Source organism: Micromonospora sp. ABR4_055, assembly GCF_056160425.1.
Genome location: NZ_JBSWXD010000099.1, coordinates 1 through 24,508, shown reverse-complemented (window position 1 = coordinate 24,508; position 24,508 = coordinate 1). Strand labels below are relative to the sequence as shown.

Below are 24,508 nucleotides of genomic sequence, written 5' to 3'. Positions count from 1 at the left end.
CCAACGGATCAGTCGAACCACCATCAGTGGTCACCACCACATCCACCACACCAGGCGCATGCGCCGGAGTCACCGCCGTCAACGACGTACCAGACGGATCCACCACCACATCAGTGGCCGGCAACCCGTCAAACGTCACCGCCGTGTCACCCGGCACAAAACCCGAACCAGTGATCGTCACCACCTGACCACCAGACTGCGGACCAGAATCCGGATCAATAGACGACGCAGTCGGCGGCGCCGGTGCGGCCGGACGTTCACAGGTGGCCTCGGCGATGATGACTTCACCGACCGGGATGACCACCGGGAACCCGAGGAGCAGACCCGAGAGTGAGGCGGTGAGCACGATGGTGGCCGCCGCCGCGCTGTCGGCGGTGACGGTCTCGATACGCGACAGCGAGACATCGAGCATCGCTCCGACCAGACCCGGTACCGTCACCGCGGCGCTCACGTCAAGGCTCGGCCCGTTCGGGATCAGGACCTCCGCCAGGCCGAACACGGTAAGCCCGGTCAACGTCGTGTCGGCAGTCTGCGGACCGACGAAGGGGCAGCTGACCGCAGCCTCGACGGCCGATGCGGTCAGCACGTTCACCCCGAGGATGTCCAACGACACGTCGGCGACCGAGGACGAGGCGGACGACGAAATTGGGCCCCTGGTAGCGCTGACCTCCAGGACGGTGCCGTCGGCGGCGACGCCGATGGCTCCCGGCAGGGTGATGTCGAGCAGGGTCTCGGTGTCGGTGCCGCCGGCGGGTGGGGCGTCCACCGACCCGATCACCGCACTGGCCTCGATCACCGGAATCCCGAGGACCTCAGCCGAGAGGTCGACGATCACCCCCCTCGCATGCGCGTCTCCGGGAGCTGCGTAGGCGGGTGCGGCCGTCACCGCCAACCCGCCAGCGGTGCCAAGTAGCGCGGCCAGCGAGACGCTGGCCACCCGTTTCAACGTTGACTGCACTTTTCCCCCGTCTCGTCTTCTGCGTGAGCCGGACAGGCCGGTGCGCCCATCCGTCAGAAACGAGAACGACAGCAAATAGGGCAAGTCGCGCGAAACTACCGGAGGTCCACCTCACTCGACACGCATGTCCGGCGCGGCGTAGCTGGCCAGACGGGACGGCGTCCGCTGAACAGATCCACTTCCGCCGTTCGCCGGACGTGCCCGCAAGTTGATCCCTAAGCTCACTCACCTGGCCTCGGACGGGCTGCCCGGTCAGGAAGCACTGCCCGCCAACCGTCAGAACAGGATCCGCGTCACAGCACCTGTCAGTACCGGGAGGTAACTTGGTGCCGCTGGTTTCGCGGAACGGGGAGGGTCGCGGGTGCGGTACGTGGCGATCGGGGACAGTTTCACCGAAGGGCTCGGCGACGAGTTGCCGGACGGCACCGTACGCGGCTGGGCCGATTTGGTCGCCGCCGGGCTCGCCGCCGCGAACGGCGGTAGCGTGCAGTACGCCAACCTGGCGGTCCGGGGACGGCTGCTGGAGCCGATCGTCACCCAGCAGCTCGACCGGGCACTGTCGCTGTCCCCACTCCCGACGATGATCACCCTCAACGGCGGCGGCAACGACATGATGCGCCCCGGCACGGACCTGAGCCGGCTGGTCGCGCTGACCGAGGGCGCGGTTCGCCGCTGCGCCGACGCCGGGGTTCGGCTGGTGCTGCTCAGCGGCGGCGACCCGAGCGCCCGGCTGCCGTTCGGCACGACGATGCGGCGGCGCGGGGTCTCGCTGACCGCCGCCACCGCTGAGCTCGCAGCCCGGCACGGTCTCGACTTCATCGACGTTTTCAGCGACGTGGAGATCCGCCGCGAACAGTACTGGTCGCCCGACCGCCTGCATCTCAACTCTGCCGGCCACCGCCGGGTCGCCAGCCTGGTGCTGGACGGGCTGGGCCACCCGACCGAGGCGCACGTGGTCGACCCGGCACCGGTCGGCCGGCGCAGCCTGCTCGCCGAGGCCCGCTACTACCGGGAGTTCGTGGTGCCCTGGGTACACCGCCGGCTGCGCGGCCGCTCGTCCGGTGACGGGCGGACCGCGAAGTACGCCGACTGGGTGCCGGTCCAGGCCGGCTGACCGTGTCGGATCGGACCCGTTCGCCGGCTGATGGTCCGCCGGTGCCTGCGTCACCAGCCGCGCAGGAAGCGCAGGCCGAGCAGGAAGGCCACCACCGACGGCCCGACGAGCAGCGTCACCGCCTGCAGTCGGTACGGCATCCGGTGCCGGCCGAGTTCGAGTGCGTTGGCGAACACCGAGGCGGCGGCGAGCATCATGAAACCGCCCCACCAGCCGATGGTGCCGAAGTCGACCAGACCGGTCACGATCAGCTCAAGGGTGGCCCCGACCCCGGCACCGGTTACGGCCAGCAGGGCCACGGTGCGGTGCAGCCCTCGGGCGAGCGGATGGTCCGGACGCCAACGGTAGGTGCCGGCCACCGCCAGGCAGGGCAGCACGACGAGCAACGGCCAGCCGTCACCCATCAGCCCCAGCATGAGCAGTGCGCCCACGGTGAAGACGATCGCGCCGATGCCGGCGACGACGTATCCACCGAAGGCGCGGCCGCCACCGCGGGCCATCAGCGGGCCACCGGCGGCGGCGATCAACGCGCCGGGTACCAGGATGAACCCGGCCCACCAGTGGAACCGCCCGGGCGACTGGGCGGCGGCGGTCGCCGCCCCGGTGGCCAGGGCCGCCGCGCCGAGACCGGCGAGCCACCCGCGCTGAATCTGTCGCTTGGTGTCCACGACGACGAGCCTGCCCGGTCGCCGGCCGGCGGACCATCCGGGTAGCCCTACTTCCGAAGGTCAGAAATCCCCGAATCCGCCGAAGTCGCCGCCACCGAAATCCCCACCGCCGAAGTCGCCGCCACCGAAATCCTCGCCACCGGAGAAGTCCTCCCCGCCGGAGAAGTCCTCGTCACCGCCGCCGTCCTCCAAGCCGGCGGCGTACCCGGCGTCGTAGCCGGGGTCGCCGAACGTCGGAGAGAACAATGCACTGAAGACCAGCATGCCGCCGATCGCACCGGCCGCCCCGGCCAGCGCCGGCTTCCACAGCGGTTGGGAGTACCAGCCGGCCGGCACCGGCCGGCCCTGGTGGTAGCCGCCCGGGTAGTAGTGCGGCGTCTGCGGGCCCGGGTTGGGCCCGGCCCGGAAGGTCTGCCCCTGGACGTCGACCTCACGCTCCTTGGTGAGCTGCCCGGCGCCCCGGGCGGCGGCCAGTGGGGGCAGTTCGGGACCGGGGTCGATGCCGAGCGCCACCCGGGCCGCCCGGACGTAGGCCAGGCCCTCCAGGGCGGTCTCCCGGGCCAGCTCGAACTGCTTGAGGCTGCGGGCCTGCTCCAACTGGGAGCCGGCTGCGGTGTAGCGCTCGCCGGCGTCGAGCAGCGACTGCCGGACCGCCGGCTGGTCGCCGTGCAGGTTCATCACCTGGCCGCCGAGCCGCTCGTACCAGCGTTGTGCCTCGGCCCGGGCGTCGGCCAGCGCCCGCTCCTTGCGGGCGGCGCTCTCCCCCCGCCACCACAGCAGGCCGCCGGCGAACAACGCCACCAAGACCAGGAGCAGAAGAAATTCCATGGCTACGACGGTAGCCGCCCTGATCCACCACCAGCCACAACGACGGGCGGTGCCGGGCGTCGGCGGGCGGGCGGCGTACCTGTTTGACATGCTTTCCGGCGTGGATGTCGCGACGGTTGTGGTGGTGGTCGTCTGTCTCGGTTGCGGCGCGGCGCTCGGCTGGCTGACTGCCCGGGCCCGGTCGGCGACCGAGATCGCCCGGCTGGACGCGACGCTGCGCGCCACCCGCGACGGCGAGGGTCGGTTGGAGCAGTCGATGCGGGCGCTGTCGTACGAGGCGACCGCCCAGTCGCAGGAGGCGGTGGCGCGGGCGGTGGCTCCGCTGCACGACGCACTGCGCCGCTACGAGCAGCGGGTGGCTGAGCTGGAGCACGACCGGGTCGACGCGTACGCCGAGCTGCGTGAGCAGGTCCGGGCGATGGGCGGGGTCTCCGCTGAGCTGCGTACCGAGACCAAGCAGCTGGTGGCGGCGCTGCGCGCGCCCCAGGTGCGGGGCCGGTGGGGTGAGCACCAGCTGCGGCGCATCGTCGAGGCGGCCGGGATGCTCGAGCACTGCGACTTCGCCGAGCAGGTGACCGCGCGGACCGAGCAGCAGACGGTCCGCCCGGATCTGGTGGTACGGCTGCACGGCGGGCGCAGCGTGGTGGTCGACGCCAAGGCACCGTTCGACGGCTACCTGTCCGCGATGGAGGCCCGCGAGGAGCGCACCCGGGACCAGCACCTGGACAGCCACGCCCGGCAGCTGCGGACCCATGTGGACGCGCTCGCCGCGAAGCAGTACTGGTCCGCGTTCGATCAGACGCCGGAGTTCGTGGTGCTGTTCGTGCCGGCCGACCCGTTCCTGGACGCCGCGTTGCAGCGCGACCCGGCTCTGCTGGAGCACGCGTTCAGCCGGGACATCGTGCTGGCCACCCCGGCGACGCTGGTGGCCCTGCTGCGTACGGTGGCGTACTCGTGGCGACAGGAGGCGCTGGCCCGTAACGCGGTGGCGGTGCACGGGCTGGCCCGTGAACTGTACGGGCGGCTGGCCACGCTGGGCGAGCATGTCACGAAGCTGGGTAACGCGCTGGGGGGTGCGGTCACCGCGTACAACCGGGCGGTGGGATCGCTGGAGGGGCGGGTCCTGGTCAGTGCGCGCAAACTCGCCGATCTCGGGGTTTCCGGCGCTGAACTGACGCCCCCGCCACAGGTCGAGGTGGCGCCCCGTCAGGTGCAGGCGCCGGAGCTGGAATCGCCGTCGGCCGGCGATGACCGGGCGCATCGGACACGTCCCGAGTGGACCGGGTTGAGCTGGGAAAACCCCAAATAGACATCACTCATTGCAGGCATTTCACTACGACCACGCCACCTATTCAGGGAAGTTTATGTCACGGGCTGGTCACAACGCTTGGCTAGGTAGTGACAGCGATCCACCGGAACACAAAGGATGCGGTCACACGTGCCCTGCACCACAGGGCCCAGTTCTTCCGGAGGAAGAGAACGTGAGTAAACCCCGCATCTGGAGACGGCGAACCTCTGCCGCGCTCCTGGCATCCGTCATGGTGGCCGGTGCCGTGACGCTGGCGGGTGGTGCGTCCACCGCGAGCGCCAACCCGTCGACCAAGGCCGACGTACTGAAGGACACCCCTACCGATACGTTGGGGTCGCACGATCTCGACCTGCTCGCCGAGGCGGAGGCGAAGAGCGAGCAGAGCGTCACCTTGCTGGTCGCCACCGAGCAGGGCCAGGCACCGAAGGTCGCGGCCGAGCTGAAGAAGCTCGGCGGCGTGATCGGCAACCAGGTCGACGAGGTCGGCTATGTCCGGGCCCGCGTGCCGGTCAAGAACGTCGTCGCGGCGTCGAAACTGCCCGGGGTCTCGGCGGTCGACCTCAACGAGACGATCCCGATGCCGGACCCGATGCCGGAGAGCATGGCGGCGGCTTCCTCCGTGGCGAGCGCGACCACCGGCCCGGGGCCGGACACCGGCGCGGTCAACCCCTACATGCCGACCAATGAGACCGGCGCGGTCTCGTTCAAGAACAGCCACCCGCGCTGGGACGGCCGCAATGTCCTCGTCGGCATCATGGACTCCGGGATCGACCTGGACCACCCGGCGCTGCAGACCACCACCACCGGGGAGCGGAAGATCGTCGACTGGGTCACCCCGATCGACCCGGTCTACGAGAATGACGGCACCTGGCGGCCGATGCTCACCGGTGTGAGCGGCCCGAGCTTCAGCTACGCCGGCGTCACCTGGTCCGCGCCGGCCGGCTCCTACATGATCAACCTGTTCTCGGAGTCGATCACCGCGGGCGGGTCGGCCAACGGTGACGTCAACCGCGACGGCGACACCAGCGACCGGTTCGGGGTGCTGTACGACCCGGCCACCAACGACGTACGGGTCGACGTCGACCAGGACTTCGACTTCACCGACGAGCCGGTGATGCGCCCGTACCAGGAGAACTTCGACATCGGCCACTTCGGCACGGACGATCCTTCGACCCCGATCGCCGAGCAGGTGCCGTTCGTCGTCGAGTTCCGCACCGACGTCGACACCGCTCCGGTCGGCGGCCCCGGCCTGATCGACTACGTCAACATCGGACTGATCTCGTCGTCGCACGGCACCCACGTGGCGGGCATCGTGGCCGCCAACGACATGCTGGGCAACGAGGACTTCGACGGCGCCGCGCCCGGCGCCAAGCTGGTCTCCTCCCGGGCCTGCACCTTCGCCGGCGGCTGCACCGCCGCCGCGTTGACCGACGGCATGATCGACCTGGTGATCAACCGGGGCGTCGACATCATCAACATGTCGATCGGTGGTCTGCCGGCACTCAACGACGGCAACAACGCCCGCGCCGAGCTCTACAACATCCTCATCGACGTGTACGGCGTGCAGATGTTCATCTCGGCCGGCAACTCCGGCCCGGGCACCAACACCATCGGTGACCCGTCGGTGGCCTCGAGCGTGGTCAGCGTCGCCGCGAGCGTGAGCCGGGACACCTGGCTGGCCAACTACGGCTCCGAGGTACGCACCCGCAACTCGCTGTTCCCCTTCTCGTCGCGCGGTCCGCGTGAGGACGGCGGGTTCAAGCCGAGCATCAGCGCCCCCGGCGCGGCCATCTCCACCGTCGCCGGCTGGGAGGAGGGCGGCCCGGTCCCTGAGGCCGGCTACCCGCTGCCGCCCGGCTACGCCATGTACAACGGCACGTCGATGGCCGCTCCCCAGGCCACCGGCGCGGTTGCCCTGCTGATGTCGGGCGTCAAGGCCAAGGACCTCGACGTCACCCCGATGCAGCTGCGTCGGGCGCTGTACAGCGGTGCCCGCTGGATCAACGGTGCCTCCGCCCACGAGCAGGGCAACGGCATGCTGCACGTGGCCGACACCTGGAAGCTGCTGCGCGAGGGCGTCGAGGTCAACGGCTACGACGTCAGCGCTCCGGTCTGCACCCCGATCTCGGAGTACCTGGCCACCCCGCACGAGGGCACCGGCGTCTACAACCGGTGCGCCGCCGACGCCGGTGGTCACCGGCCGGGCCAGTTCAAGTCCTACCCGGTCACCATCACCCGGACCAGCGGCCCGGACGTCGACCTGCTGCACAAGCTCAAGTGGGTCGGCAACGACGGCACCTTCGCTGCCCCCGGCCAGGTGGTGCTGCCGCTGAACGAGGCCGTCACGTTCAACGTGCGGGCCACCCCGGACGTCGGTGTGCACAGTGCCATCCTCCGGGTGGACAACCCGTTCACCGCCACGGTCGACTTCGAGATCATGAACACCGTGGTGGCGTCGACCGCGATGACCAGCCCGGAGTACGAGTTCAGCACCTCCGGCAAGGTGACGCGTAACGCGTACACGTCGTACTTCGTCACGGTGCCGGAAGGCGCGACGGCGCTGCAGGTCAGCCTGTCGGGCATCGCGGACGGATCGCAGACCCGGTTCATCGCGATCGACCCGTACGGCGTACCGCTGGAAAGCTCCAGCAGTCTGCGCTGCTACACCAACTTCTCCGACCCGGACGTCTGCAAGCCGGACGAGCGGGACTACCAGGACCCGCTGCCGGGGGTCTGGGAGATCGAGGTGGAGTCGCGGCGGACCTCGCCGATGCTGCAGAACCCGTTCGAGTTGACCGCCCAGGTACAGGGCGTCACCGTCGACCCGACCAGCACGGTGCTCGAGGACGTCACCCTCGGTGAGACCACCCCGCTCAGCTGGACGGTGGAGAACATCTTCGGCCCGGTCGTCGTCTCGGGGCAGGGCGGCTCGCTCGGCTCGGCGAACAGTGACCGGCCGACGATCGCCGACCTGGAGGTGCAGACCTTCCAGGTGACGGTCCCGGCCGGGGCAACCCGGTTGTTCGCGAAGATCGGCAACACCAGCGATCTCAGCGCCGACCTGGACCTGTTCGTCTACCGGAACGGTTCGCTGATCGACTACACCGCCGACGGCGACTCCGAAGAGGCTGTCACCATCGACAACCCGGCACCCGGTGTCTACGACATCGAGGTCGACGGGTACTCGGTGCCGGCCGGCACCACCGAGTACGACTACCTGGACGTGTTCTACTCGACCGGGTTGGGCACCATCTCGGTCGAGTCGGGCTCGACGGAGCTGGTCAACGGCGCCAGCGCCACGCTCAGCGGCAGCGTCACGGTGGACGCCACTCCGGAGGCGGGCCGGGAGCTGTTCGGTGAGATGCTCGTCGTCACCGAACAGGGCGCGGTCGTCGGCCGCGGCGGGGTCTCGGTCAGCTCGGTGAGCTGACCGTCGGCTAAGCCGTACGACGGAAGAAGGGCCCACCCCGAGTCGGGGTGGGCCCTTCACTGTGTCCTACGGGCACCGACGCCGGTGGTCGGCGCGCACCAGGGTCGGCGGTCGCGCCGCCGGTCAGGCGGGCTCGACCCGCTGCACCATGAACGGGGTGCCTTGCTGGCAGGTGGTCATCAGGTCAGCCTGGACGTGCCCGGTGACGCTCAGCCGGGCACCCGGACGGATCAGGTCATGCGAACCGCCGACCAGCAGATAGCCGTCGAGCAGGTAGCAGTCGTGCTCCACCCCGGCCTCGACGGTGCCGGTCAGGGTCATCGGCCGCGACGACCCGGTCGACTTCCCCGGCCCTGGGGTGCCCCCCGGGACCGAGGTGGGCAGGTCCTCGGGCGGTCCAGGGGTCTGCGGTGCTGTGCTCACCGTGGCACCTCCGCTCGGTGATTCGGCTGCCGGCGGCGAGGACGGTGCGACCGTCACGGTCGGCACCGGGTCGGGGTCGGGCTCGGTGGTGGGTTCACCGGTGCCGCACGCCGGCAGCGCCAGGCAGGTCAGCAACAGGGGTACGCCGATCCGAGTGACTCTCATACCGACTAGGACGCGGTGACCGGGACGTCCGTTCCCGCCGCCGCTGCCTTCATGTCCCGGCGCAGCTCGGACGGCAGCGAGAAGGTGATCGTCTCCTCGACCGTGGTGACCTGCTCGACGTCGGTGAAACCCCGATCGGCGAGGTGGTCGACCACCTGGTGCACCAACTCGTCGGGGACGCTGGCGCCCGAGGTCAGCCCGACGGTGGTCGCGTCGGCCAGCCAGGCGTCGTCGATCTCGTGGGCGAAGTCGATCAGGTAACCGGCGCGAGCACCGGCGTCGATCGCTACCTCGACCAGCCGCACCGAGTTGGACGAGTTGCGGGAACCGACCACCAGCACCACGTCGCAATCGGCCCCAATCTGCTTGATCACCTGCTGGCGGTTCTGGGTGGCGTAGCAGATGTCGTCGGTCGGCGGCGACTGCAGCATCGGCAGCCGCCGCCTGAGGCGGGCGACGGTCTCCATGGTCTCGTCGACCGACAGCGTGGTCTGCGACAACCAGACCACCTTCTCCGGATCCCGTACGGTGATCTTGTCGGCGTCCTCCGGGCCGTCCACCAGCTGGATGTGCGCCGGAGCCTCGCCTGAGGTGCCGACCACCTCCTCGTGGCCCTCATGGCCGATCAGTAGGATGTCGTAGTCCTGCGCGGCGTACCGGCGGGCCTCCTGGTGGACCTTGGTCACCAGCGGGCAGGTGGCGTCGATCGCCTTCAACGACCGCGCCTCCGCCTGCCGGTGCACCTCCGGAGCGACGCCGTGCGCGGAGAAGACCACGGTCGAGCCGTGCGGAACCTCCTCGTTCTCCTCGACGAAGATCGCGCCTTTGGCCTCCAGGGTCGAGACCACATGCTTGTTGTGCACGATCTGTTTGCGTACGTAGACCGGGGCGCCGTACAGCTTCAGCGCCTCCTCCACGGTCTGCACCGCGCGGTCGACGCCGGCACAGTAGCCACGGGGATTGGCCAGCAGCACCCGCTTGCGGTGGACCGGTTTCGCGTCAGGCTCGCTCACCCGGCCGAGTCTACGTGCCGTCGACCACGGCGGCAGCGTGACCAACCGGCGGGACCGGGCCGGGGCCGGACGCCTCCCGGCGGGGCGAGCGGCGTCGGTGTCACCGCCCGCCCGTACCCTTGCCGGGTGACCGACACCGACGCGACGCCGCGCAGCAGCGCGGACGAGCCGTGGCCGGTCCGGGTGGTCAGCCAGAAGATCAGCGCCTGGATCGGCCGGCTCGGCTGGGTGTGGGTCGACGGGCAGGTCGCGCAGATCAGCCGGCGGCCCGGCGCGACCACCGTGTTCCTGACCCTGCGTGACCCGTCGGCGGATCTCAGCCTGACCGTCACCACCAACCGGGACGTGCTCGACCTCGGCGCGCCGGAGCTGGCCGACGGTGCCCGGGTGGTGCTACGCGCCAAGCCGGAGTTCTACCCGGCGCGGGGCACGCTCAGCCTGCGCGCCGACGAGATCCGCCAGGTCGGCCTCGGTGAGCTGCTGGCCCGGCTGGAGAAGCTGAAGAAGCTACTGGCCGCCGAGGGGTTGTTCGACCGGTCCCGCAAGCGCCGCCCGCCGTTCCTGCCGCAACGGATCGGGCTGATCACCGGCCGGGCGTCGGCCGCCGAACGGGACGTGTTGACCAACGCCCGCCGACGCTGGCCGGCGGTCGATTTCCGGGTGGTCAACGTCGCGGTGCAGGGCTCCGGCGCGGTGCCGCAGGTGATCGACGCGCTGGCGGTGCTCGATGCGGATCCGTCGATCGACGTGATCGTCATCGCCCGCGGCGGCGGGAGCGTCGAGGACCTGCTGCCGTTCTCCGACGAGGCGCTGTGCCGGGCGGTGTTCGGCTGCCGTACCCCGGTGGTCAGCGCCGTCGGCCACGAGACCGACGCACCACTGCTCGACTACGTCGCCGACGTACGGGCGTCCACGCCGACCGACGCCGGCAAACGGCTGGTGCCGGACCTGGCCGAGGAGCTGCGGCTGATCGCCCTGGCCCGGCACCGGCTGGACCGGGCGGTGACCGGTCTGCTCGACCGGGAGACACACCGGCTGGAGATGGTCCGGTCCCGGCCGGTACTCGCCCGGCCACAGGTGCTGTTGGACGGGCGGGTCGGCGAGGTCGACGCGCTGCGGGACCGGGCCACCCGCTGCCTGGCGCACCGGTTGTCCGCCGGCACCGCCGAGCTGGGACACACGTTGGCCCGGCTGCGCACGCTGTCACCGGCCGCGACCCTCGACCGGGGGTACGCGATCGTGCAGGACGCCGCCGGCGCGGTGGTCCGATCCCCCGACGACGTCGCGGCTGGCGACCCGCTGCGGCTGCGACTGGCCGGCGGTGAGCTGCCGGCCGTCGCCGCCCGAACCGAATGAGTGAGGCATCAGGTGACCACGAAGAAGGCAGCTGACCGAGGTACGGCGACCACGTCGGCGAAGGTTCCGGCGACTGAGCCGGCGAGCGGGCCGCTGGCGGCGGACTCGCTGAGCTACGAGCAGGCCCGCGCCGAGCTGGCCTCGGTGGTGGAGCGGCTGGAGTCCGGCGGCACCACCTTGGCGGAGTCACTGGCGCTGTGGGAGCGCGGTGAGCAGTTGGCCGCCACCTGTCAGCGCTGGCTGGACGGGGCCCGTCAGCGACTCGAAGCCGCCCGCGGCGCCCGACCCACCGGCTGAGGGTGCACCCAAGACGGCATTTCGCCACAATTCGGCTACGATCTTGCAAGTTGATGGACATCGACCTATCCTTCGGGGAAAGCGCTTTCCAGAGTCAGGGCAAGGTGTGCTGCAGCACACCGGCGGCGGGGACGTGAGGACGGTCCGGGTGACCTCGCGCCCTCAGCGCTGACGGCCACGCGTCCGGGGCCCGACGAGCCGCAGACTCGTCCACATCACCAAGAACACCGCACCTGGGTCGAGGCGTCCCCGCCCCGGCTGCCGCCATCCGTGGCCGATGGCCGTCATCTGACGGCCGGGCAACGGTCACATCGGTGCCGCCGGCGGGTTGACCACGGGCTGCGACCAGTGCCGTACCGGTTGCGCCGGACGGTACGCGTCCTCCAGCAGTCGAGACGATCCATCAGCAACTTCAAGACGAAGGCGAGACGAGACTATGAGACGACCAGTCGGACTGCGACTTCTCGCAGGACTGGCCATCACAGCCGTAGCCGGCACGGTCGGCGTGGCCCTGGCGATTCCCCAGGCCTCGGCGGCGACCGGCAGCGCCACCGGATTCGCCACCCGCAACGGCGGGACCACCGGCGGCGCGGGCGGCCAGACGGTACGGGTCAGCTCCGGTACCGGTATCCACTCCGCGCTGTGCAACCGTTCCAGCAGCAGCACCCCGATCATCATCGAGGTCCAGGGGACGATCAACCACGGCAACACCAGCAAGGTCTCCGGCGACAGCTGCAACACCGCCGACGACGTGATCGAACTCAAGCAGATCAGCAACGTCTCGATCATCGGGGTGGGCAGCGGCGCGGTCTTCGACCAGCTCGGCATCCACATCCGCGAGGCGAGCAACATCATCATCCAGAACGTGACCGTCCGCAACGTGAAGAAGTCGGGCTCGCCGACCTCCAACGGTGGTGACGCCATCGGCATGGAGTCCGACGTCCGCAACGTCTGGGTCGACCACGTGACGCTGGAAGCCTCGGGCGGCGAGTCGGAGGGTTACGACGGCCTGTTCGACATGAAGAACAACACGCAGTACGTCACCCTGTCGTACAGCATCCTGCGCAACTCCGGCCGTGGTGGTCTGATCGGCTCCAGCGAGAGCGACAGGTCCAACGGGTACGTGACGTTCCACCACAACGTGTACGAGAACATCGACTCCCGTACTCCGCTGCTGCGTGGCGGCATCGCACACATCTACAACAACCACTACACGGACATCGAGAAGTCCGGCATCAACTCGCGAGCCGGCGGACGCGCCAAGGTGGAGAACAACTACTTCCAGGACTCGAACGACGTTCTGGGCACGTTCTACACCAGCGAAGCCGGCTACTGGCAGGTCAGCGGCAACATCTACGACAACATCGACTGGTCCAGCCGCAGCGGCGACAACCAGCCGGCCGGCCCCAACCCCACCTCGAACACGAGCGTGAGCATCCCGTACTCCTACACACTCGACGGAGCCAGCTGCGTGCCGAACATGCTCCGGCAGATCTCCGGCGCCAACAAGGGCAACCGCGTCTCGGACGGCAGCTGCTCGCCGACCTCGCCGCCGCCGTCGAACCCGCCGAGCCCCACGCCGACCGTGCCGCCGACGCCCGGCCCGGACGGACGCTACGAGGCGGAGTACTCGCCGGCCTCGTGTGACGGTGAGATCGAGTCAGAGCACTCCGGCTACTCCGGCAGCGGGTACTGCAACACGGAGAACACCTCGGGTGCGGCGTCGCAGTTCCTGGTCAGCTCCAGTGGCGGCACGACGAACCTGACTATCCGGCACGCCAACGGCGGCTCGGGCAACCGACCGGCGAACCTGGTCGTCAACGGCTCGACCGTGCAGCAAGGGGTCGCGTTCAACCCGACCGGCGGGTGGACCAGCTACTCGAACGTCTCGGTCTCCGTCGCGCTCAACAGCGGCACCAACACGATTCGGCTGGTGGCCGCCACCGGTGAGGGCCTGAGCAACATCGACTACCTGCAGGTCTCCGGCGGCACCGGCCCCAGTCCGACCCCGAGCCCGACGGCGCCGCAGCCGACCTCGACCCCGACCCAGCCCGGTGGCACCAACCTGAGCATCGGCGCCGGATCGGACGGTTCGAGCAAGGGCAGCGGCACCAGCTACGGCGACGTACGGGACGGCGACATGGGCACCTACTGGTCGCCGAGCGGCACCACCGGTCGAATCTCGATCAAGTGGGACGCTGACACCACCGTCTCCTCGGTCAACATCCGGGAGGCGTCGGGTGCCGTAGGTGCCATCGGATCGTGGCGGCTGTACAACCACGACACCGGTGCCACCCTCGCCTCCGGCAGCGGTGCCGGCATGATCAGCTTCTCCTCGACCACGCTCAGCAAGATCAGCTTTGAGATCACCGGTGCCTCCGGCACGCCGCAGATCGCCGAATTCGAGACGTACGCCTGACGAGACGTACGGCTGATCGGCGGCTGGGCAGCCACCGCCACCACTGATCAACTGCACGCTCCAACGAGCCGAACACCAGATACCTTTCCGGACCCGGATCAGGTATCTGGTGTTCGGCTCGAGCCGTCGGAGCGCCGGTAGGTACGAACACCATGCTCGGCAAGTTCCCGGAGCACCTCGGTCGGTTCCCCCGCCTCGATCGCGGCCAGCAGTCGCTCGTGCCGGTGCACCCCGTCGACCGGCTGCGCCACCTCGGCCTCCCGCTGCAGGTTGATCGCCAGGTACAGCTGGAGCTTCAGCAGCACCGACTCGTACACCCCGGTGAGCTGCCGGTTGCCGGCCAGGCCGACCAGCTCGACGTGGAACCGCCGATGCGCCTCGGCAACCCGCAACCGGTCACCGACCGTGGTGGCCAGCCGCATCTGGTCGACCGCAGCCCGCAGGCCACCGAGGGCGGTGTCCCGGCGCACCGGCAGCGCCGACGCCACCGCGTGCCGCTCCAGGAGGTCGCGCACCGCGTACAGCTCCCGGACGTCGCGGTCGGACAAGGTCGCCACCCGCACGCCGCGTCGTGGTACGTGCTCCACCAAACCCTGCTCGGCGAGCAGCCGCAGCGCCTCGCGCAGCGGCGCCCGGCTGATGCCCAACCGCCGGGTCAGTTGCTCCTCGACGAGCCGTTGCCCGGGGTCGGTCTTGCCGCTGAGGATCTCGCGACGCAGCCGCCGCACCGCCAACTCCACCAGGCTCAGGCTCTCCAGCTCACCATCCACCGACGATGCGGCCACGTCGCTCACCCCGTCGAGTCTGCCACCCACGTCCCGGAAACCAGATTCCCGGCCGGGCAACCGCCCGGTACGGGCCGGACCCGCCGAGGTATCAGCGTGGCGTGAGCGCCTCGGCCATCACCCGTAGCTCGTCGGTATCCGCCGTGCCGACCACCAGCACACTGTGGTCCGGCGCCAGCCACACCAGTGCACGTTCGCCGGGCCGGGCCGCGTACCGCTGCCAGGTCGTCGCCCCGATCGCCACATCACCCTGCGGCTGCGCGGTCGCGGTCAGCTCCGCCACCAGCAGTTCCGGTGCCGGCCGTGAACTCTGCACCACCTGGACGGCGGCGCCGGCCGGGGTGACGTAGCCCAGCCGCAGCGTCGGACCGTCCGCCGCCGACACCGGCCGGAAGACCGCGCTCACCGCGACCCAGTCCGGTCCGAGACCGGCGGGCGCGCGCACCGGAAACCGGCCCGCCGCACCGGCCTGCTCGTACGCCGGCCCGGGATCCACCGCCACGGGCTCGTCGGCACCGAGGAAGACCCGGTAGAACCCGAACACCAGCAGGATCGGCACCAACAGGACGAGCAGCGACAGGGTGATGTCCTTCGGGGTGCGTTCCGCCCGGTCGCGCGCCGGCCCGGTCGTCTCCATGCCCCCATCCTCCCAGCCGGCCGGCGCGGACTGACGCGCGGACCGACCACCCCGCGACTACCTGGCACCGTCGTGACGTGCCAGGATTCCCTCAGGACCGGAGCCGGCGACGCTGTGCTCCGGGATGCGCCCCGCACCGTCGCGAGGAGGAGCACCGATGAGTGGAACCGGCACCCGTAACCCGCAGAATGGCACCCGTAACCCGCAGAATCTCGACCGTAACCTGGCCCTGGACCTGGTCCGGGTAACCGAAGCCGCAGCGATGGCCGCCGGCCGGTGGGTGGGTCGGGGAGACAAGGAAGGCGGCGACGGCGCCGCGGTCGACGCGATGCGCAAACTGATCAACTCGATCCAGATGCGTGGCGTCGTCGTGATCGGCGAGGGCGAGAAGGACAACGCCCCGATGCTGTTCAACGGAGAACGGGTCGGTGACGGCTCCGGGCCGGAGGTCGACGTCGCCGTCGACCCGATCGACGGCACCACCCTGATGAGCAAGGGCATGCCGAACGCCCTCGCGGTGCTGGCGGTGGCGGAGCGGGGCGCCATGTTCGACCCCAGCGCGGTCTTCTACATGGAGAAGCTGGCGGTCGGCCCGGACTGCGCCGACGTCATCGACATCGAGGCCGGGGTGCGGGAGAATCTGCAGCGGATTGCCCGGGTCAAGAAGTCGAGCGTCTCCGACGTGACGGTGAGCATCCTCGACCGGCCCCGCCACACCGAGCTGGTGCAGGAGATCCGCGACGCCGGTGCCCGGATCCGGTTCCTGTCCGACGGTGACATCGCCAGCGCGATCTCGGCTGCCCGCGAGGAGTCCGACGTCGACGTGCTGATGGGCATCGGCGGCACCCCGGAGGGGATCATCGCCGCCTGCGCGCTGAAGTGCATGGGCGGCGCGATGCAGGCGAAACTCTGGCCACGCGACGACGCGGAGCGGGACAAGGCCGTCGCTGCGGGGCACGATCTGGGCCGGGTGCTGCGCACCGACGACCTGGTCACCGGCGACAACTGCTTCTTCGTCGCCACCGGGGTTACCTCGGGTGACCTGCTGCACGGGGTGCGGTACCGCTCGGGTGGGGCGTACACCCAGTCGATCGTGATGCGCTCCAAGAGCGGCACGATCCGGGTGATCGACTCGCATCACCGGTTGGAGAAGCTGGCGCTCTACTCGGCGGTCGACTTCGACGGTCGGCCGATCGCCGAGCTCGACCTCTGACCCGGGGCCCGGTCAGGGCATGGTGAGCGGGTCCGGATCGTACGGGTCGTAGTCGCGCCGGCGGCGGAACAGGATCGCGGCGAGCACCCCGCCGACGAACCCGAAGAGATGGCCCTGCCAGGAGATCAACGCGTCGGTCGGCAGGATGCCGACCAGCTGCCAGCCGTAGAGCAGGCCGACCAGCAGGACGACGCCGAGGTTCCACCAGGTGCGCTCGACGATGCCGCGCATCAACACCAGACCGAGGTAGCCGAAGACGACACCGCTGGCGCCGACCACGACGGTGTTCGGCGCGCCGGTGAACCACACGCCGAGCCCGCTGACCAGGATGATCACCAGGGTGGAGTAGAGGAACCGGCGGACCCCGGCGGCCAGGACGAAGGTGCCCAGCAGGATCAACGGAACGCTGTTGCTGTAGAGGTGATCGAAGCCGTGGTGCAGGAACGGGGCGAAGAACACCCCGTCCAGCCCGTCGATGCGCCGGGGGACGATGCCGGCGGCCAGATCAAAGCCGGCGCTCAGCCAGACGTCGAACGCCTCGATGACGAACAGCACCGGGACGACCGCGCACATTGCGACGAACGCCCGGCCCAGCGAGGCGTAGAAGGCCTCGGTGCCGAAGCGGTTCGGGTCACCACCGGAGGTCCCCATGTACGCCATCTCCTAGTAGCTATCAGGTCCGCGCAACCGACGCCAGCCGACAGCTGGCGAACCGCACAAAAACACCGGCGGCGGTACGGACGATCAAGTCCTTACCTCCGCCGGTGACGAGTGCGACCGGTGCCGCCGACAGTCCGGAACGGATCAGTAACAACCGAAGTTCTGTGACTGCTGACACGCGCCGCACGGGGTGCCGTAACGGCCGCTGATGTACCCGAGGCCCCACTTGATCTGGGTCGCCGGGTTGGTCTGCCAGTCGGCACCGGCCGAGGCCATCTTGCTGCCCGGTAGCGCCTGGGGAATACCGGTGGCGCCGGAGGCCGCGTTGTAGGCCTTGTGGTTCCAGCCGCTCTCCTTGTTCCACAGCTTGTTCAGGCAGGCGAACTGGTCGAGACCCCACCCCTTCTCCAGGGTGAGGGCGCAGCCGATCGCCCGGTTGCCGCTGAACTCGTCGCAGGACTCCGGAATCTCGCCGGTGAAGGGCACCGTCGCCGCCGGCGGCCGGGCCGCCGCCTCCTGCTGCTTCTGCTGGGTCACCTGCTCTGCCCGCTTGGCCTTGGCCGCCTCGGCCTTGGCCGTGGCGAGAGCCTTCTCCGTGGCTTCCCGTTCGGCGGTACGGCGTTGCACCGTCATCCGCTGGTGTTCGGCCCGGCGCTGACGCAGCAGTTCGAGCTCGACCTGCTCGGCCTCGGCGGCCAGGCGGGCGTCGCTGATGCGTTGCTGGGTCTCCCGGTCGCTTTCCAGGTAGAACCCGCCGGCGACGCCTGTCACGAGCAGGCCGACGGCGAGTGCCCGGACACCGAACCGGCTCCACAGCCGACTCACGAAGTGGTCCCTTCGTCGGGGGCAAGGACACGGCGGGCCGGGCTGGTCGGCACCGCTCGCGCCCACGTGGCCGGCCGACTGAACGGCCGGCTCGCGGCGGCCGCCGCCAGGTGCGGCGCGACCGTCACGTGCGGGTGCGGCGGTGCGGCTGGTCCGGGCACGCCGTGAGCGCCCGACCGGGTCGGTCGCGCGTCGGCCGGCCGCGATGGTGGTCGGCTGACGCACTACCACCGACGACCCGGATATCGGTCGTCGCCGGTGCGCGCGCTCGTCGACCACCATCGCTCACGGTGAGGCCGTTGGGAAACGCGGGACTTTGAATGTGAGATTGGTCACGCCAATTTTCACCCTATAGTGGGGCATAGACCCGCACCGGGCGGAGTCAACGTGGGATGTCCTCCAACAGATCAGTAACCATTTCGGCGATGGGAGAACGCTCCGAACGGGTCAGCGTCACATGGGCGAACAGCGGATGCCCCTTCAGCGCCTCGATCACCGCGGTCACCCCGTCGTGCCGGCCCACCCGCAGGTTGTCCCGCTGCGCGACGTCGTGTGTGAGCACCACCCGGGAGCCCTGTCCGATCCGGGACAGCACGGTCAGCAGGACATTGCGTTCCAACGACTGGGCCTCGTCCACGATCACGAAGGCGTCGTGCAGGCTGCGGCCCCGGATATGGGTCAACGGCAGCACTTCCAGCATGCCGCGGGCGAGCACCTCCTCCATCACGTTCTCGTGCACCACCGCGCCGAGGGTGTCGAAGACCGCCTGCGCCCAGGGCGACATCTTCTCCGACTCGGATCCGGGCAGGTAACCGAGCTCCTGACCGCCGACGGCGTACAGCGGGCGGAAGACGACGACCTTCTTGTGCCGACGCCGTTCCATCACCGCTTCCAACCCGGCGCACAGCGCCAGCGCCGACTTGCCGGTGCCGGCCCGACCGCCCAGCGAGACGATCCCGATCGACTCGTCGAGCAGCAGGTCCAATGCGATCCGCTGCTCGGCGGAGCGACCACGCAGCCCGAACGCCTCCCGGTCACCGCGTACCAGCCGGACCGTCTTGTCGGCCATCACCCGGCCGAGCGCGGCACCGCCGGTGCCGTGCAGCACCAGGCCGGTGTGGCAGGGCAGCCCGGCGGCGCTGTCCAGGTCGACGGCCTCGCCCGCGTACAACTGCTTGACCTGTTCGTCGGTGGATTCCAGCTCGGCCATCCCGGTCCAGGTCGGGTCGCTGGCCTGGCCGTGCCGGTACTCGTCAGCGACCAGACCAACCGAGGCGGCCTTGACCCGCAGCGGCATGTCCTTGCTGACCAGCACCACGTCCCGGCCCTCAGCGCCCATGCTGAGCGCGACCGACAGGATCCGGGTGTCGTTGGACTCGTTGCGGAACCCCGGCGGCAGCACATCCGTGTCGGCGTGGTTGAGCTCGACCCGCAACGTGCCGCCCGACTCGTTGGCCGGCACCGGCTGGTCCAGCCGTCCGTGGCGGACCCGGAGTTCGTCCAGCATCCGCAGAGACTGCCGGGCGAACCAACCGAGCTCGGGATGGTGCCGCTTGCCCTCCAGCTCGGAGATCACCACCAGCGGGATCACCACCTCATGCTCGGCGAACCGGTGGAACGCCCCCGGGTCGGACAGCAGGACCGAGGTGTCCAGGACGTACGCGCGGGTGGTGACTGGCGGCTCCGGTTGGGCTGGGCCGGCGGACCGGTCGGCCGGCTCGGACGCGGCGGCGTCCGGGGCTCGGCGGGTCCGGCTACGGTCGGACGGGACAGTGGCGGCGGTCGGGTCCTGACCGGCCCGGGGGGTGGTACGTCGACTCGTCACAGGCCTGCTCCGTCGGGCGTGCACCCGATCCGCCCGCGATCCGGCTCCACCGGGGCCCGAAGGCACGGGTCGGATGCGGAACCCATGCGACTGCAGGTCCGGACCGTCCGGCTGGCCCGGGACGACCCCGGACCATGACTAGACGCTAGCTGCCGGATCCCGACCTCGGCTAGGCGTCAGAGCCGATCTTCGTCCCAGACACCGGAGGTGAGCGGGGCAGATGATGATCCGTACCCAGGACCGACACACATTGGTCACGCGACGGACACATCCGGGCCGGGTAGGCGGCCGGCCGGGATGCGCACCCCCTGCACGCATCCCGGCCGGGAGGAACTCCGGCGCGGTGACGCCGGGTTCCCCGGCGGTGTCGCGTCCGCCTCAACACGACACCGCACTCGGAAAAGCTCATCGCTACGACTGCCACCCGACAGCCACCGCTGCGGCCGGTCAGGGATGTCGGCCGGCCAGCAGTTCCGTCGAGTGCCGGCCACCGGTCCCGTCGAGGGTTCCGCCGACGCCGGTCCCACCGACGAAGGCGGCGCCGGTGTAGGTGGTGCCCGGACGGACCGCCAGGTCGACCCCGGTTGGCACCGCCGTAACCAGGGGCGGGCTCGTGGTCACCGGATGGGGCGGGACCACCGGACGGGCTGGATCCGGCAGCACCGATGCGATCGCGGCCCGGGTCTCCCTGCGCCGCCGGGTCCACGCTCCGCGGTCACCGTCGAAATAGCCCTGCCGGTAGCCGAACCGGTAGCCGATCCGGTAGCTGAGCTGGCCGTGCAGCCGGCCGGCGGCGTAGCTGGCCGAGGCCAGCAGCAACACCAGGAAGACCGCGAAGAACGAACTCATCCGGTCGCCCCGATCTCTGGGATCATCTCTCCTCCGACTCGAACGACGTCGGGTCGTCGGTGAGCAGCCGATCGATGTCGTCGGTCCTCACCTCTTCGACCAGTTCGACGCTGATCCGGCAACCGCCCAGCACCACCTCGGCTACCGAGGCCCGCCGGATCTCCCCGCCGGCGTCGTACACCCGCACACTCAACTCCGGACAGCCGAGGTGCGCCCGCCACGCGTTCCACTCGGACCGGTCCCCCACGTTGAGCGACAGGTGACGACACCCCCGGGCCAGGTACAGCCGCCACGGCGCGGTCAAGCCGCCAGCGACGGCGTCCGCGATCAGGCCGAAGGCCTGGGCCCGGGTCGCGAGTTCGGTCACCGCACCGTCTCCGTCACGTGTAAGCGACAACTCCACCCACTCAGCGTCTCAACCACGTGACGTAGAGTAAAGCGTCACGCGCAAGTGACAGCATCATCTTTTCGGGTGATTAGCGCCACCCCACTTCATCCTTAGACTGCACCCGTGACACCCCTCGTGACAAGGGAAGATTTCCCGACAGAGATTCACAAAGCTCTGTCACAAACACAGTACAGAAGGCTTCCTGCCCCCAGGAAAAGCGGTGATTCGCCGTACCGTCGGCCGGTGCCGGACAGCTCCGCCGCGCGAAAGATCGCCTTCGCCGCCTTCGTACGCAAGGCGCTCGCTGACGCGCGCGCGACCCGCGCCTGGACCGGCTCGGAGGTCTCCCGGCGCACCGGAGTGTCCCGCCAGACCATCAACCGGTGGGTGCGCGGCGAGTGGTCCAGCGATCCGGAGGCCGAGCGGGTGGTCTCGTTCTGCGAAGGACTGGGGATCAGCCCGACGGTCGCGTTCGGCGTACTCGGCTGGGACCGTGCCACCAGCGCCCGGCCGGCGCCCTCGGCACCGCCGATGGACCCGGACGTAGAGGCACTGCTCCGCCGGCTGGTCGATCCGAACGTATCAGATGCGGAAAAATTTCACATCAGGGAGACAATCCGCTATCTCGCCTACCGACCCTTACTGCCGGCCGAACCTCGCAAAGGACCCAAGCGGGCAGGGTAGTTCTCAGATGGCGAAAGAAAGCCGATCAAGCAGCCCGGTTCCGCCCCGCTTGCACGCTGAGTCACGATAACGTTCCTCTCCGTACTGCTTGGGCTCGTCATCCACGGGGGACGGGACAAGGCCGGACACAGCCCGGACACAGCCCTGCGGGACAGGAGGGAGGGTCGAAACCGATGACCCTCAAATGGTCGGCAGTCGTGATCGCGGCCGTCGCGATCACGCTTTACGGCACCACGAATATCGTGGTCGCCGTCCTGAGTACCGGCGAGGTGCCGGCGGTGGTGAACCTGTTCGTCATCGCCTGCGCGTCGGTCGCCACGCTGGTGGCGGTCATCGCGCACCTCAACGACCGGCAACAGGGACGGCTGACCGCGCTCACCGAATTTCTCGTCGCCCGGCTCAATGAAGTCGATTCACACGTCGCCGACCGCAACTCCGGCTTCGTCGAGGGCTATTTGCTCCGGCAGGGACAGCAACACGACGCGGCAGTCGTGCAATTTCCACCGCGGATGCACGGCCGGCGACTGATGAGCGGCGGTGACGACTGACCCGCCGGGTGGTTCGCGGACCGTAGTCACCAGCGCCGACGTCCCCGAACGTTCACCCGCCGAGAGGTCTGGCACCTGCGGCGGCAGCAGGTACGCTGACGCCCGTGCGGCCGTTCGAGGTAGGAAACCAGCGCTTGGCCCGTCCGCTGACCGCGGAGCAGGCATGGCGAGCCACCATCGATCGCGCCGACCGGTGCGTGCTGTTCTTCGACTTCGACGGCACCCTCGCCCCGGTCGGTGACGATCCCACGTCGGTGCAGCCCGCGCCCAAGGTGCTGGCGGCGATCGAGTCGCTCGCCGGGGTGGTGCAGCGGATAGCGATCGTGTCGGCCCGACCGGTCGACTTCCTCCGGGCCCAGTTCGCCTCGATCTCCGAGGTCGACCTGTACGGACTGTACGGGCTGGAGCACAGCCACGGGTCCGGGCCGACCGTCACCGAACCGGCCGCGCTGCCCTGGGTCCCGGCGATGCAGGAGTTGGCCGACCGGGCCCGGGCCGAGCTGCCCGCCGGCGCACTGGTCGAGTACAAACGGCTGTCCGTCGCGCTGCACTACCGGACCGCGCCCGAGCTCGCCGAAACCGTCGAATCGTGGGGGCAGGCCCAGGCCGAACAGCTCGGCCTGCGGGTGCAGAGCGGGCGGATGGTCATCGAGATCAAGCCGCCGGTCGACCGCGACAAGGGCATGGTCATCGGCGACGCGGTCGGCACCGCCGGCTGCGCCTGGTACTTCGGTGACGACGTCTCCGACATCAAGGCCTTCGCCGCGCTCCGGGCACACGCCAGCGCCAACCCGGATTTCTTCGGCGTCTGCGTGGCGGTGGCCAACGCCGAGACCGGGCACGATGTGTCAGCGGCCGCCGACCTCACCATCGACTCGCCGGAAGCGCTCGGCGACTTCCTGACCTCCGCCGTGCACGCCCTGGACTGACACCACCCGGCAGGGACGGCCCCGGGGGTCGTCAGGCGCCGTAGCGGCGTTGCCGGTTCGCGTACGACCGCAACGCCCGCAGGAAGTCCACCCGACGGAAGTCGGGCCAGTTGACGTCGCAGAAGTAGAACTCCGAGTGCGCCGACTGCCACAGCAGGAAGCCGGAGAGCCGCTGCTCGCCGCTGGTGCGGATGACCAGATCCGGGTCGGGTTGGCCCCGGGTGTAGAGGTGCTCGGCGATGTGGTCGACGTCGAGCACCTCGGCCAACTCCTCCAGGGTGCCGCCGGACCTGGCGTGCTCATGCAGCAACGATCGGACCGCGTCGGCAATCTCCCGGCGGCCGCCGTAGCCGACCGCGATGTTGACCTGCGCGCCCTCGGACCGGGTCTGGGTACGCTCCTGCGCGGCCTTCAACGCGGTCGCGGTGGAACCCGGCAGCAGGTCCAGCGCGCCGACGATACGCAGCCGCCAGGGGTTGCCCTCCTCGGCCAACTCGGTGACCAGATCCTCGATGATGTTCAACAGCGGATCCAGCTCGCGGGCTGGCCGACGCAGGTTGTCGGTGGCCAGCAGGTACAGCGTGACGTGACCGATACCGGCCTGGTCACACCAGTTCAACAGATGTTTGATCTTCGCTGCGCCGACCCGGTGCCCGTCGTTGGGATCCACGAACCCCATCTCCCGGGCCCACCGGCGGTTGCCGTCGCACATCACGCCCACGTGGCCGGGCACCGGCTTGCCCGCCAGTCTCGCCATGAGCCGTCGCTCATAGACCGAGTAGAGCAGCTCCCGCAGAGTCATCCCAAGCAGACTAGCGACCGGAGCGCCGCCGCGCGGTATCGGCCGCTCGGCGGATCGTCAGTTGTGCGGCGAGCCGGCGAACCGTGACCGCGTCCAGCCGGCCGTCGCCGAGACCGAGTTCGACGACGGTGTCGAAGACGCGCCGGTCCCGCGCCGCCGCCGCGACGGCGGCGTCCACCGTCGTCGGCCGCCGGGCCAGCCAGGCGCCGAAAGCGCTGTGCCGCAGGTGCCCGCCGAGGCGTCGGCGCAGCGCCTGCCGGTAGCGGCGGGGGGGGGGGGGGGGGGGGGGGGGAGAAGGAAAAAAAAGCAACAAAAAAAAAAAAACAAAACAAAAAAAGAAACCCCCAACAAAAAAGAAGGACGCAGAAAACAAAAACCCCACA

Annotated in this window: 23 protein-coding genes and 1 pseudogene; 10 read left to right on the top strand and 14 right to left on the bottom strand. The window is 69.7% G+C overall.

Annotation, left to right across the window (positions count from 1 at the left end):
* A partial coding sequence (locus ACXAHD_RS21275) for an IPT/TIG domain-containing protein (protein ID WP_475052710.1) occupies nucleotides 1-937 on the bottom strand: 937 nt, incomplete at its 3' end.
* 382 nt (nucleotides 938-1,319) lie between these two features.
* Between ACXAHD_RS21275 and ACXAHD_RS21270 the strand changes: the two genes are divergently transcribed.
* Nucleotides 1,320-2,072 carry an SGNH/GDSL hydrolase family protein gene (locus ACXAHD_RS21270; RefSeq protein ID WP_281567464.1) on the top strand — a complete coding sequence of 251 codons (753 nt, stop codon included), beginning with the start codon at nucleotides 1,320-1,322 and terminating at the stop codon, nucleotides 2,070-2,072.
* Nucleotides 2,073-2,122: 50 nt separating this feature from the next.
* On the opposite strand, the gene ACXAHD_RS21265 is transcribed toward ACXAHD_RS21270, so the two are convergent.
* Both ACXAHD_RS21265 and ACXAHD_RS21260 read right to left on the bottom strand, forming a co-directional pair.
* Nucleotides 2,123-2,740, bottom strand: coding sequence for a hypothetical protein (locus ACXAHD_RS21265; RefSeq protein WP_281553349.1), 618 nt, complete (start codon nucleotides 2,738-2,740; stop codon nucleotides 2,123-2,125).
* A gap of 60 nt (nucleotides 2,741-2,800) precedes the next feature.
* Entirely contained in the window at nucleotides 2,801-3,568 is a 768-nt protein-coding gene (locus tag ACXAHD_RS21260; RefSeq protein ID WP_281553348.1) for a hypothetical protein, read from the bottom strand.
* An 88-nt stretch (nucleotides 3,569-3,656) separates the two neighbouring features.
* Here ACXAHD_RS21260 and ACXAHD_RS21255 point away from each other — a divergent pair, with 88 nt between their 5' ends.
* Together ACXAHD_RS21255 and ACXAHD_RS21250 are read left to right on the top strand one after the other, a co-directional pair.
* A complete protein-coding gene (locus tag ACXAHD_RS21255) occupies nucleotides 3,657-4,877 on the top strand; it encodes a DNA recombination protein RmuC (RefSeq protein ID WP_281555440.1) in 1,221 nt (406 codons plus the stop codon).
* A gap of 172 nt (nucleotides 4,878-5,049) precedes the next feature.
* Nucleotides 5,050-8,307, top strand: a complete 3,258-nt coding sequence (locus tag ACXAHD_RS21250; RefSeq protein ID WP_475052706.1) for a S8 family serine peptidase — start codon at nucleotides 5,050-5,052, stop codon at nucleotides 8,305-8,307.
* Between the two features lie 123 nt (nucleotides 8,308-8,430).
* Here the strand turns inward: ACXAHD_RS21250 and ACXAHD_RS21245 are convergent, their stop codons facing one another.
* Together ACXAHD_RS21245 and ACXAHD_RS21240 are read right to left on the bottom strand one after the other, a co-directional pair.
* Complete coding sequence (locus ACXAHD_RS21245) at nucleotides 8,431-8,895, bottom strand: RAD23 family protein (protein ID WP_281553346.1); 465 nt, start codon at nucleotides 8,893-8,895, stop codon at nucleotides 8,431-8,433.
* Nucleotides 8,896-8,900: 5 nt separating this feature from the next.
* Nucleotides 8,901-9,908, bottom strand: a complete 1,008-nt coding sequence (locus ACXAHD_RS21240) for a 4-hydroxy-3-methylbut-2-enyl diphosphate reductase (protein WP_281553345.1) — start codon at nucleotides 9,906-9,908, stop codon at nucleotides 8,901-8,903.
* A gap of 126 nt (nucleotides 9,909-10,034) precedes the next feature.
* Here ACXAHD_RS21240 and xseA point away from each other — a divergent pair, with 126 nt between their 5' ends.
* The 3 genes from xseA (at nucleotide 10,035) to ACXAHD_RS21225 (ending at nucleotide 13,980) form a co-directional block, all read left to right on the top strand.
* Nucleotides 10,035-11,264 (top strand): exodeoxyribonuclease VII large subunit, encoded by a 1,230-nt coding sequence (gene xseA / locus ACXAHD_RS21235; protein ID WP_475052704.1) that lies wholly within the window; start codon nucleotides 10,035-10,037, stop codon nucleotides 11,262-11,264.
* Between the two features lie 93 nt (nucleotides 11,265-11,357).
* Nucleotides 11,358-11,561, top strand: a complete 204-nt coding sequence (locus ACXAHD_RS21230) for an exodeoxyribonuclease VII small subunit (protein ID WP_281555439.1) — start codon at nucleotides 11,358-11,360, stop codon at nucleotides 11,559-11,561.
* A 436-nt stretch (nucleotides 11,562-11,997) separates the two neighbouring features.
* On the top strand, nucleotides 11,998-13,980 hold the full coding sequence (locus ACXAHD_RS21225) for a pectate lyase family protein (protein WP_475052701.1): 1,983 nt from the start codon (nucleotides 11,998-12,000) through the stop codon (nucleotides 13,978-13,980).
* Between the two features lie 98 nt (nucleotides 13,981-14,078).
* On the opposite strand, the gene ACXAHD_RS21220 is transcribed toward ACXAHD_RS21225, so the two are convergent.
* Together ACXAHD_RS21220 and ACXAHD_RS21215 are read right to left on the bottom strand one after the other, a co-directional pair.
* Nucleotides 14,079-14,774 (bottom strand): GntR family transcriptional regulator, encoded by a 696-nt coding sequence (locus ACXAHD_RS21220; RefSeq protein WP_281567465.1) that lies wholly within the window; start codon nucleotides 14,772-14,774, stop codon nucleotides 14,079-14,081.
* An 82-nt stretch (nucleotides 14,775-14,856) separates the two neighbouring features.
* Nucleotides 14,857-15,402 carry a DUF4245 domain-containing protein gene (locus ACXAHD_RS21215; RefSeq protein ID WP_281567466.1) on the bottom strand — a complete coding sequence of 182 codons (546 nt, stop codon included), beginning with the start codon at nucleotides 15,400-15,402 and terminating at the stop codon, nucleotides 14,857-14,859.
* 157 nt (nucleotides 15,403-15,559) lie between these two features.
* On the opposite strand from ACXAHD_RS21215, the gene glpX reads away from it, so the two are divergent.
* The gene (glpX, locus tag ACXAHD_RS21210; protein ID WP_281553341.1) at nucleotides 15,560-16,615 is read left to right on the top strand and encodes a class II fructose-bisphosphatase; all 1,056 of its coding nucleotides are present in this window, start codon (nucleotides 15,560-15,562) and stop codon (nucleotides 16,613-16,615) included.
* Between the two features lie 12 nt (nucleotides 16,616-16,627).
* Here glpX and ACXAHD_RS21205 read toward each other — a convergent pair whose 3' ends face one another.
* The 5 genes from ACXAHD_RS21205 to ACXAHD_RS21185 form a co-directional block, all read right to left on the bottom strand.
* Complete coding sequence (locus ACXAHD_RS21205) at nucleotides 16,628-17,266, bottom strand: rhomboid family intramembrane serine protease (protein ID WP_475052696.1); 639 nt, start codon at nucleotides 17,264-17,266, stop codon at nucleotides 16,628-16,630.
* A gap of 153 nt (nucleotides 17,267-17,419) precedes the next feature.
* Entirely contained in the window at nucleotides 17,420-18,100 is a 681-nt protein-coding gene (locus tag ACXAHD_RS21200) for an aggregation-promoting factor C-terminal-like domain-containing protein (protein ID WP_475052693.1), read from the bottom strand.
* Between the two features lie 382 nt (nucleotides 18,101-18,482).
* Nucleotides 18,483-19,925 (bottom strand): PhoH family protein, encoded by a 1,443-nt coding sequence (locus tag ACXAHD_RS21195; protein ID WP_281553338.1) that lies wholly within the window; start codon nucleotides 19,923-19,925, stop codon nucleotides 18,483-18,485.
* 447 nt (nucleotides 19,926-20,372) lie between these two features.
* A complete protein-coding gene (locus ACXAHD_RS21190) occupies nucleotides 20,373-20,774 on the bottom strand; it encodes a hypothetical protein (RefSeq protein WP_281553337.1) in 402 nt (133 codons plus the stop codon).
* Nucleotides 20,775-20,796: 22 nt separating this feature from the next.
* Nucleotides 20,797-21,141, bottom strand: coding sequence for a hypothetical protein (locus ACXAHD_RS21185; RefSeq protein WP_281553336.1), 345 nt, complete (start codon nucleotides 21,139-21,141; stop codon nucleotides 20,797-20,799).
* A gap of 264 nt (nucleotides 21,142-21,405) precedes the next feature.
* Here ACXAHD_RS21185 and ACXAHD_RS21180 point away from each other — a divergent pair, with 264 nt between their 5' ends.
* From ACXAHD_RS21180 to otsB, 3 genes are all read left to right on the top strand, one after another.
* The gene (locus tag ACXAHD_RS21180; protein WP_281553335.1) at nucleotides 21,406-21,846 is read left to right on the top strand and encodes an XRE family transcriptional regulator; all 441 of its coding nucleotides are present in this window, start codon (nucleotides 21,406-21,408) and stop codon (nucleotides 21,844-21,846) included.
* A gap of 173 nt (nucleotides 21,847-22,019) precedes the next feature.
* On the top strand, nucleotides 22,020-22,394 hold the full coding sequence (locus tag ACXAHD_RS21175; protein ID WP_123605395.1) for a hypothetical protein: 375 nt from the start codon (nucleotides 22,020-22,022) through the stop codon (nucleotides 22,392-22,394).
* A 104-nt stretch (nucleotides 22,395-22,498) separates the two neighbouring features.
* The gene (otsB, locus tag ACXAHD_RS21170) at nucleotides 22,499-23,323 is read left to right on the top strand and encodes a trehalose-phosphatase (protein ID WP_281553334.1); all 825 of its coding nucleotides are present in this window, start codon (nucleotides 22,499-22,501) and stop codon (nucleotides 23,321-23,323) included.
* A gap of 31 nt (nucleotides 23,324-23,354) precedes the next feature.
* Here otsB and ACXAHD_RS21165 read toward each other — a convergent pair whose 3' ends face one another.
* Together ACXAHD_RS21165 and ACXAHD_RS21160 are read right to left on the bottom strand one after the other, a co-directional pair.
* Nucleotides 23,355-24,125, bottom strand: a complete 771-nt coding sequence (locus ACXAHD_RS21165) for an isoprenyl transferase (RefSeq protein ID WP_281553333.1) — start codon at nucleotides 24,123-24,125, stop codon at nucleotides 23,355-23,357.
* Nucleotides 24,126-24,135: 10 nt separating this feature from the next.
* A pseudogene (locus tag ACXAHD_RS21160) lies at nucleotides 24,136-24,508 on the bottom strand (hypothetical protein); the annotation flags it as partial.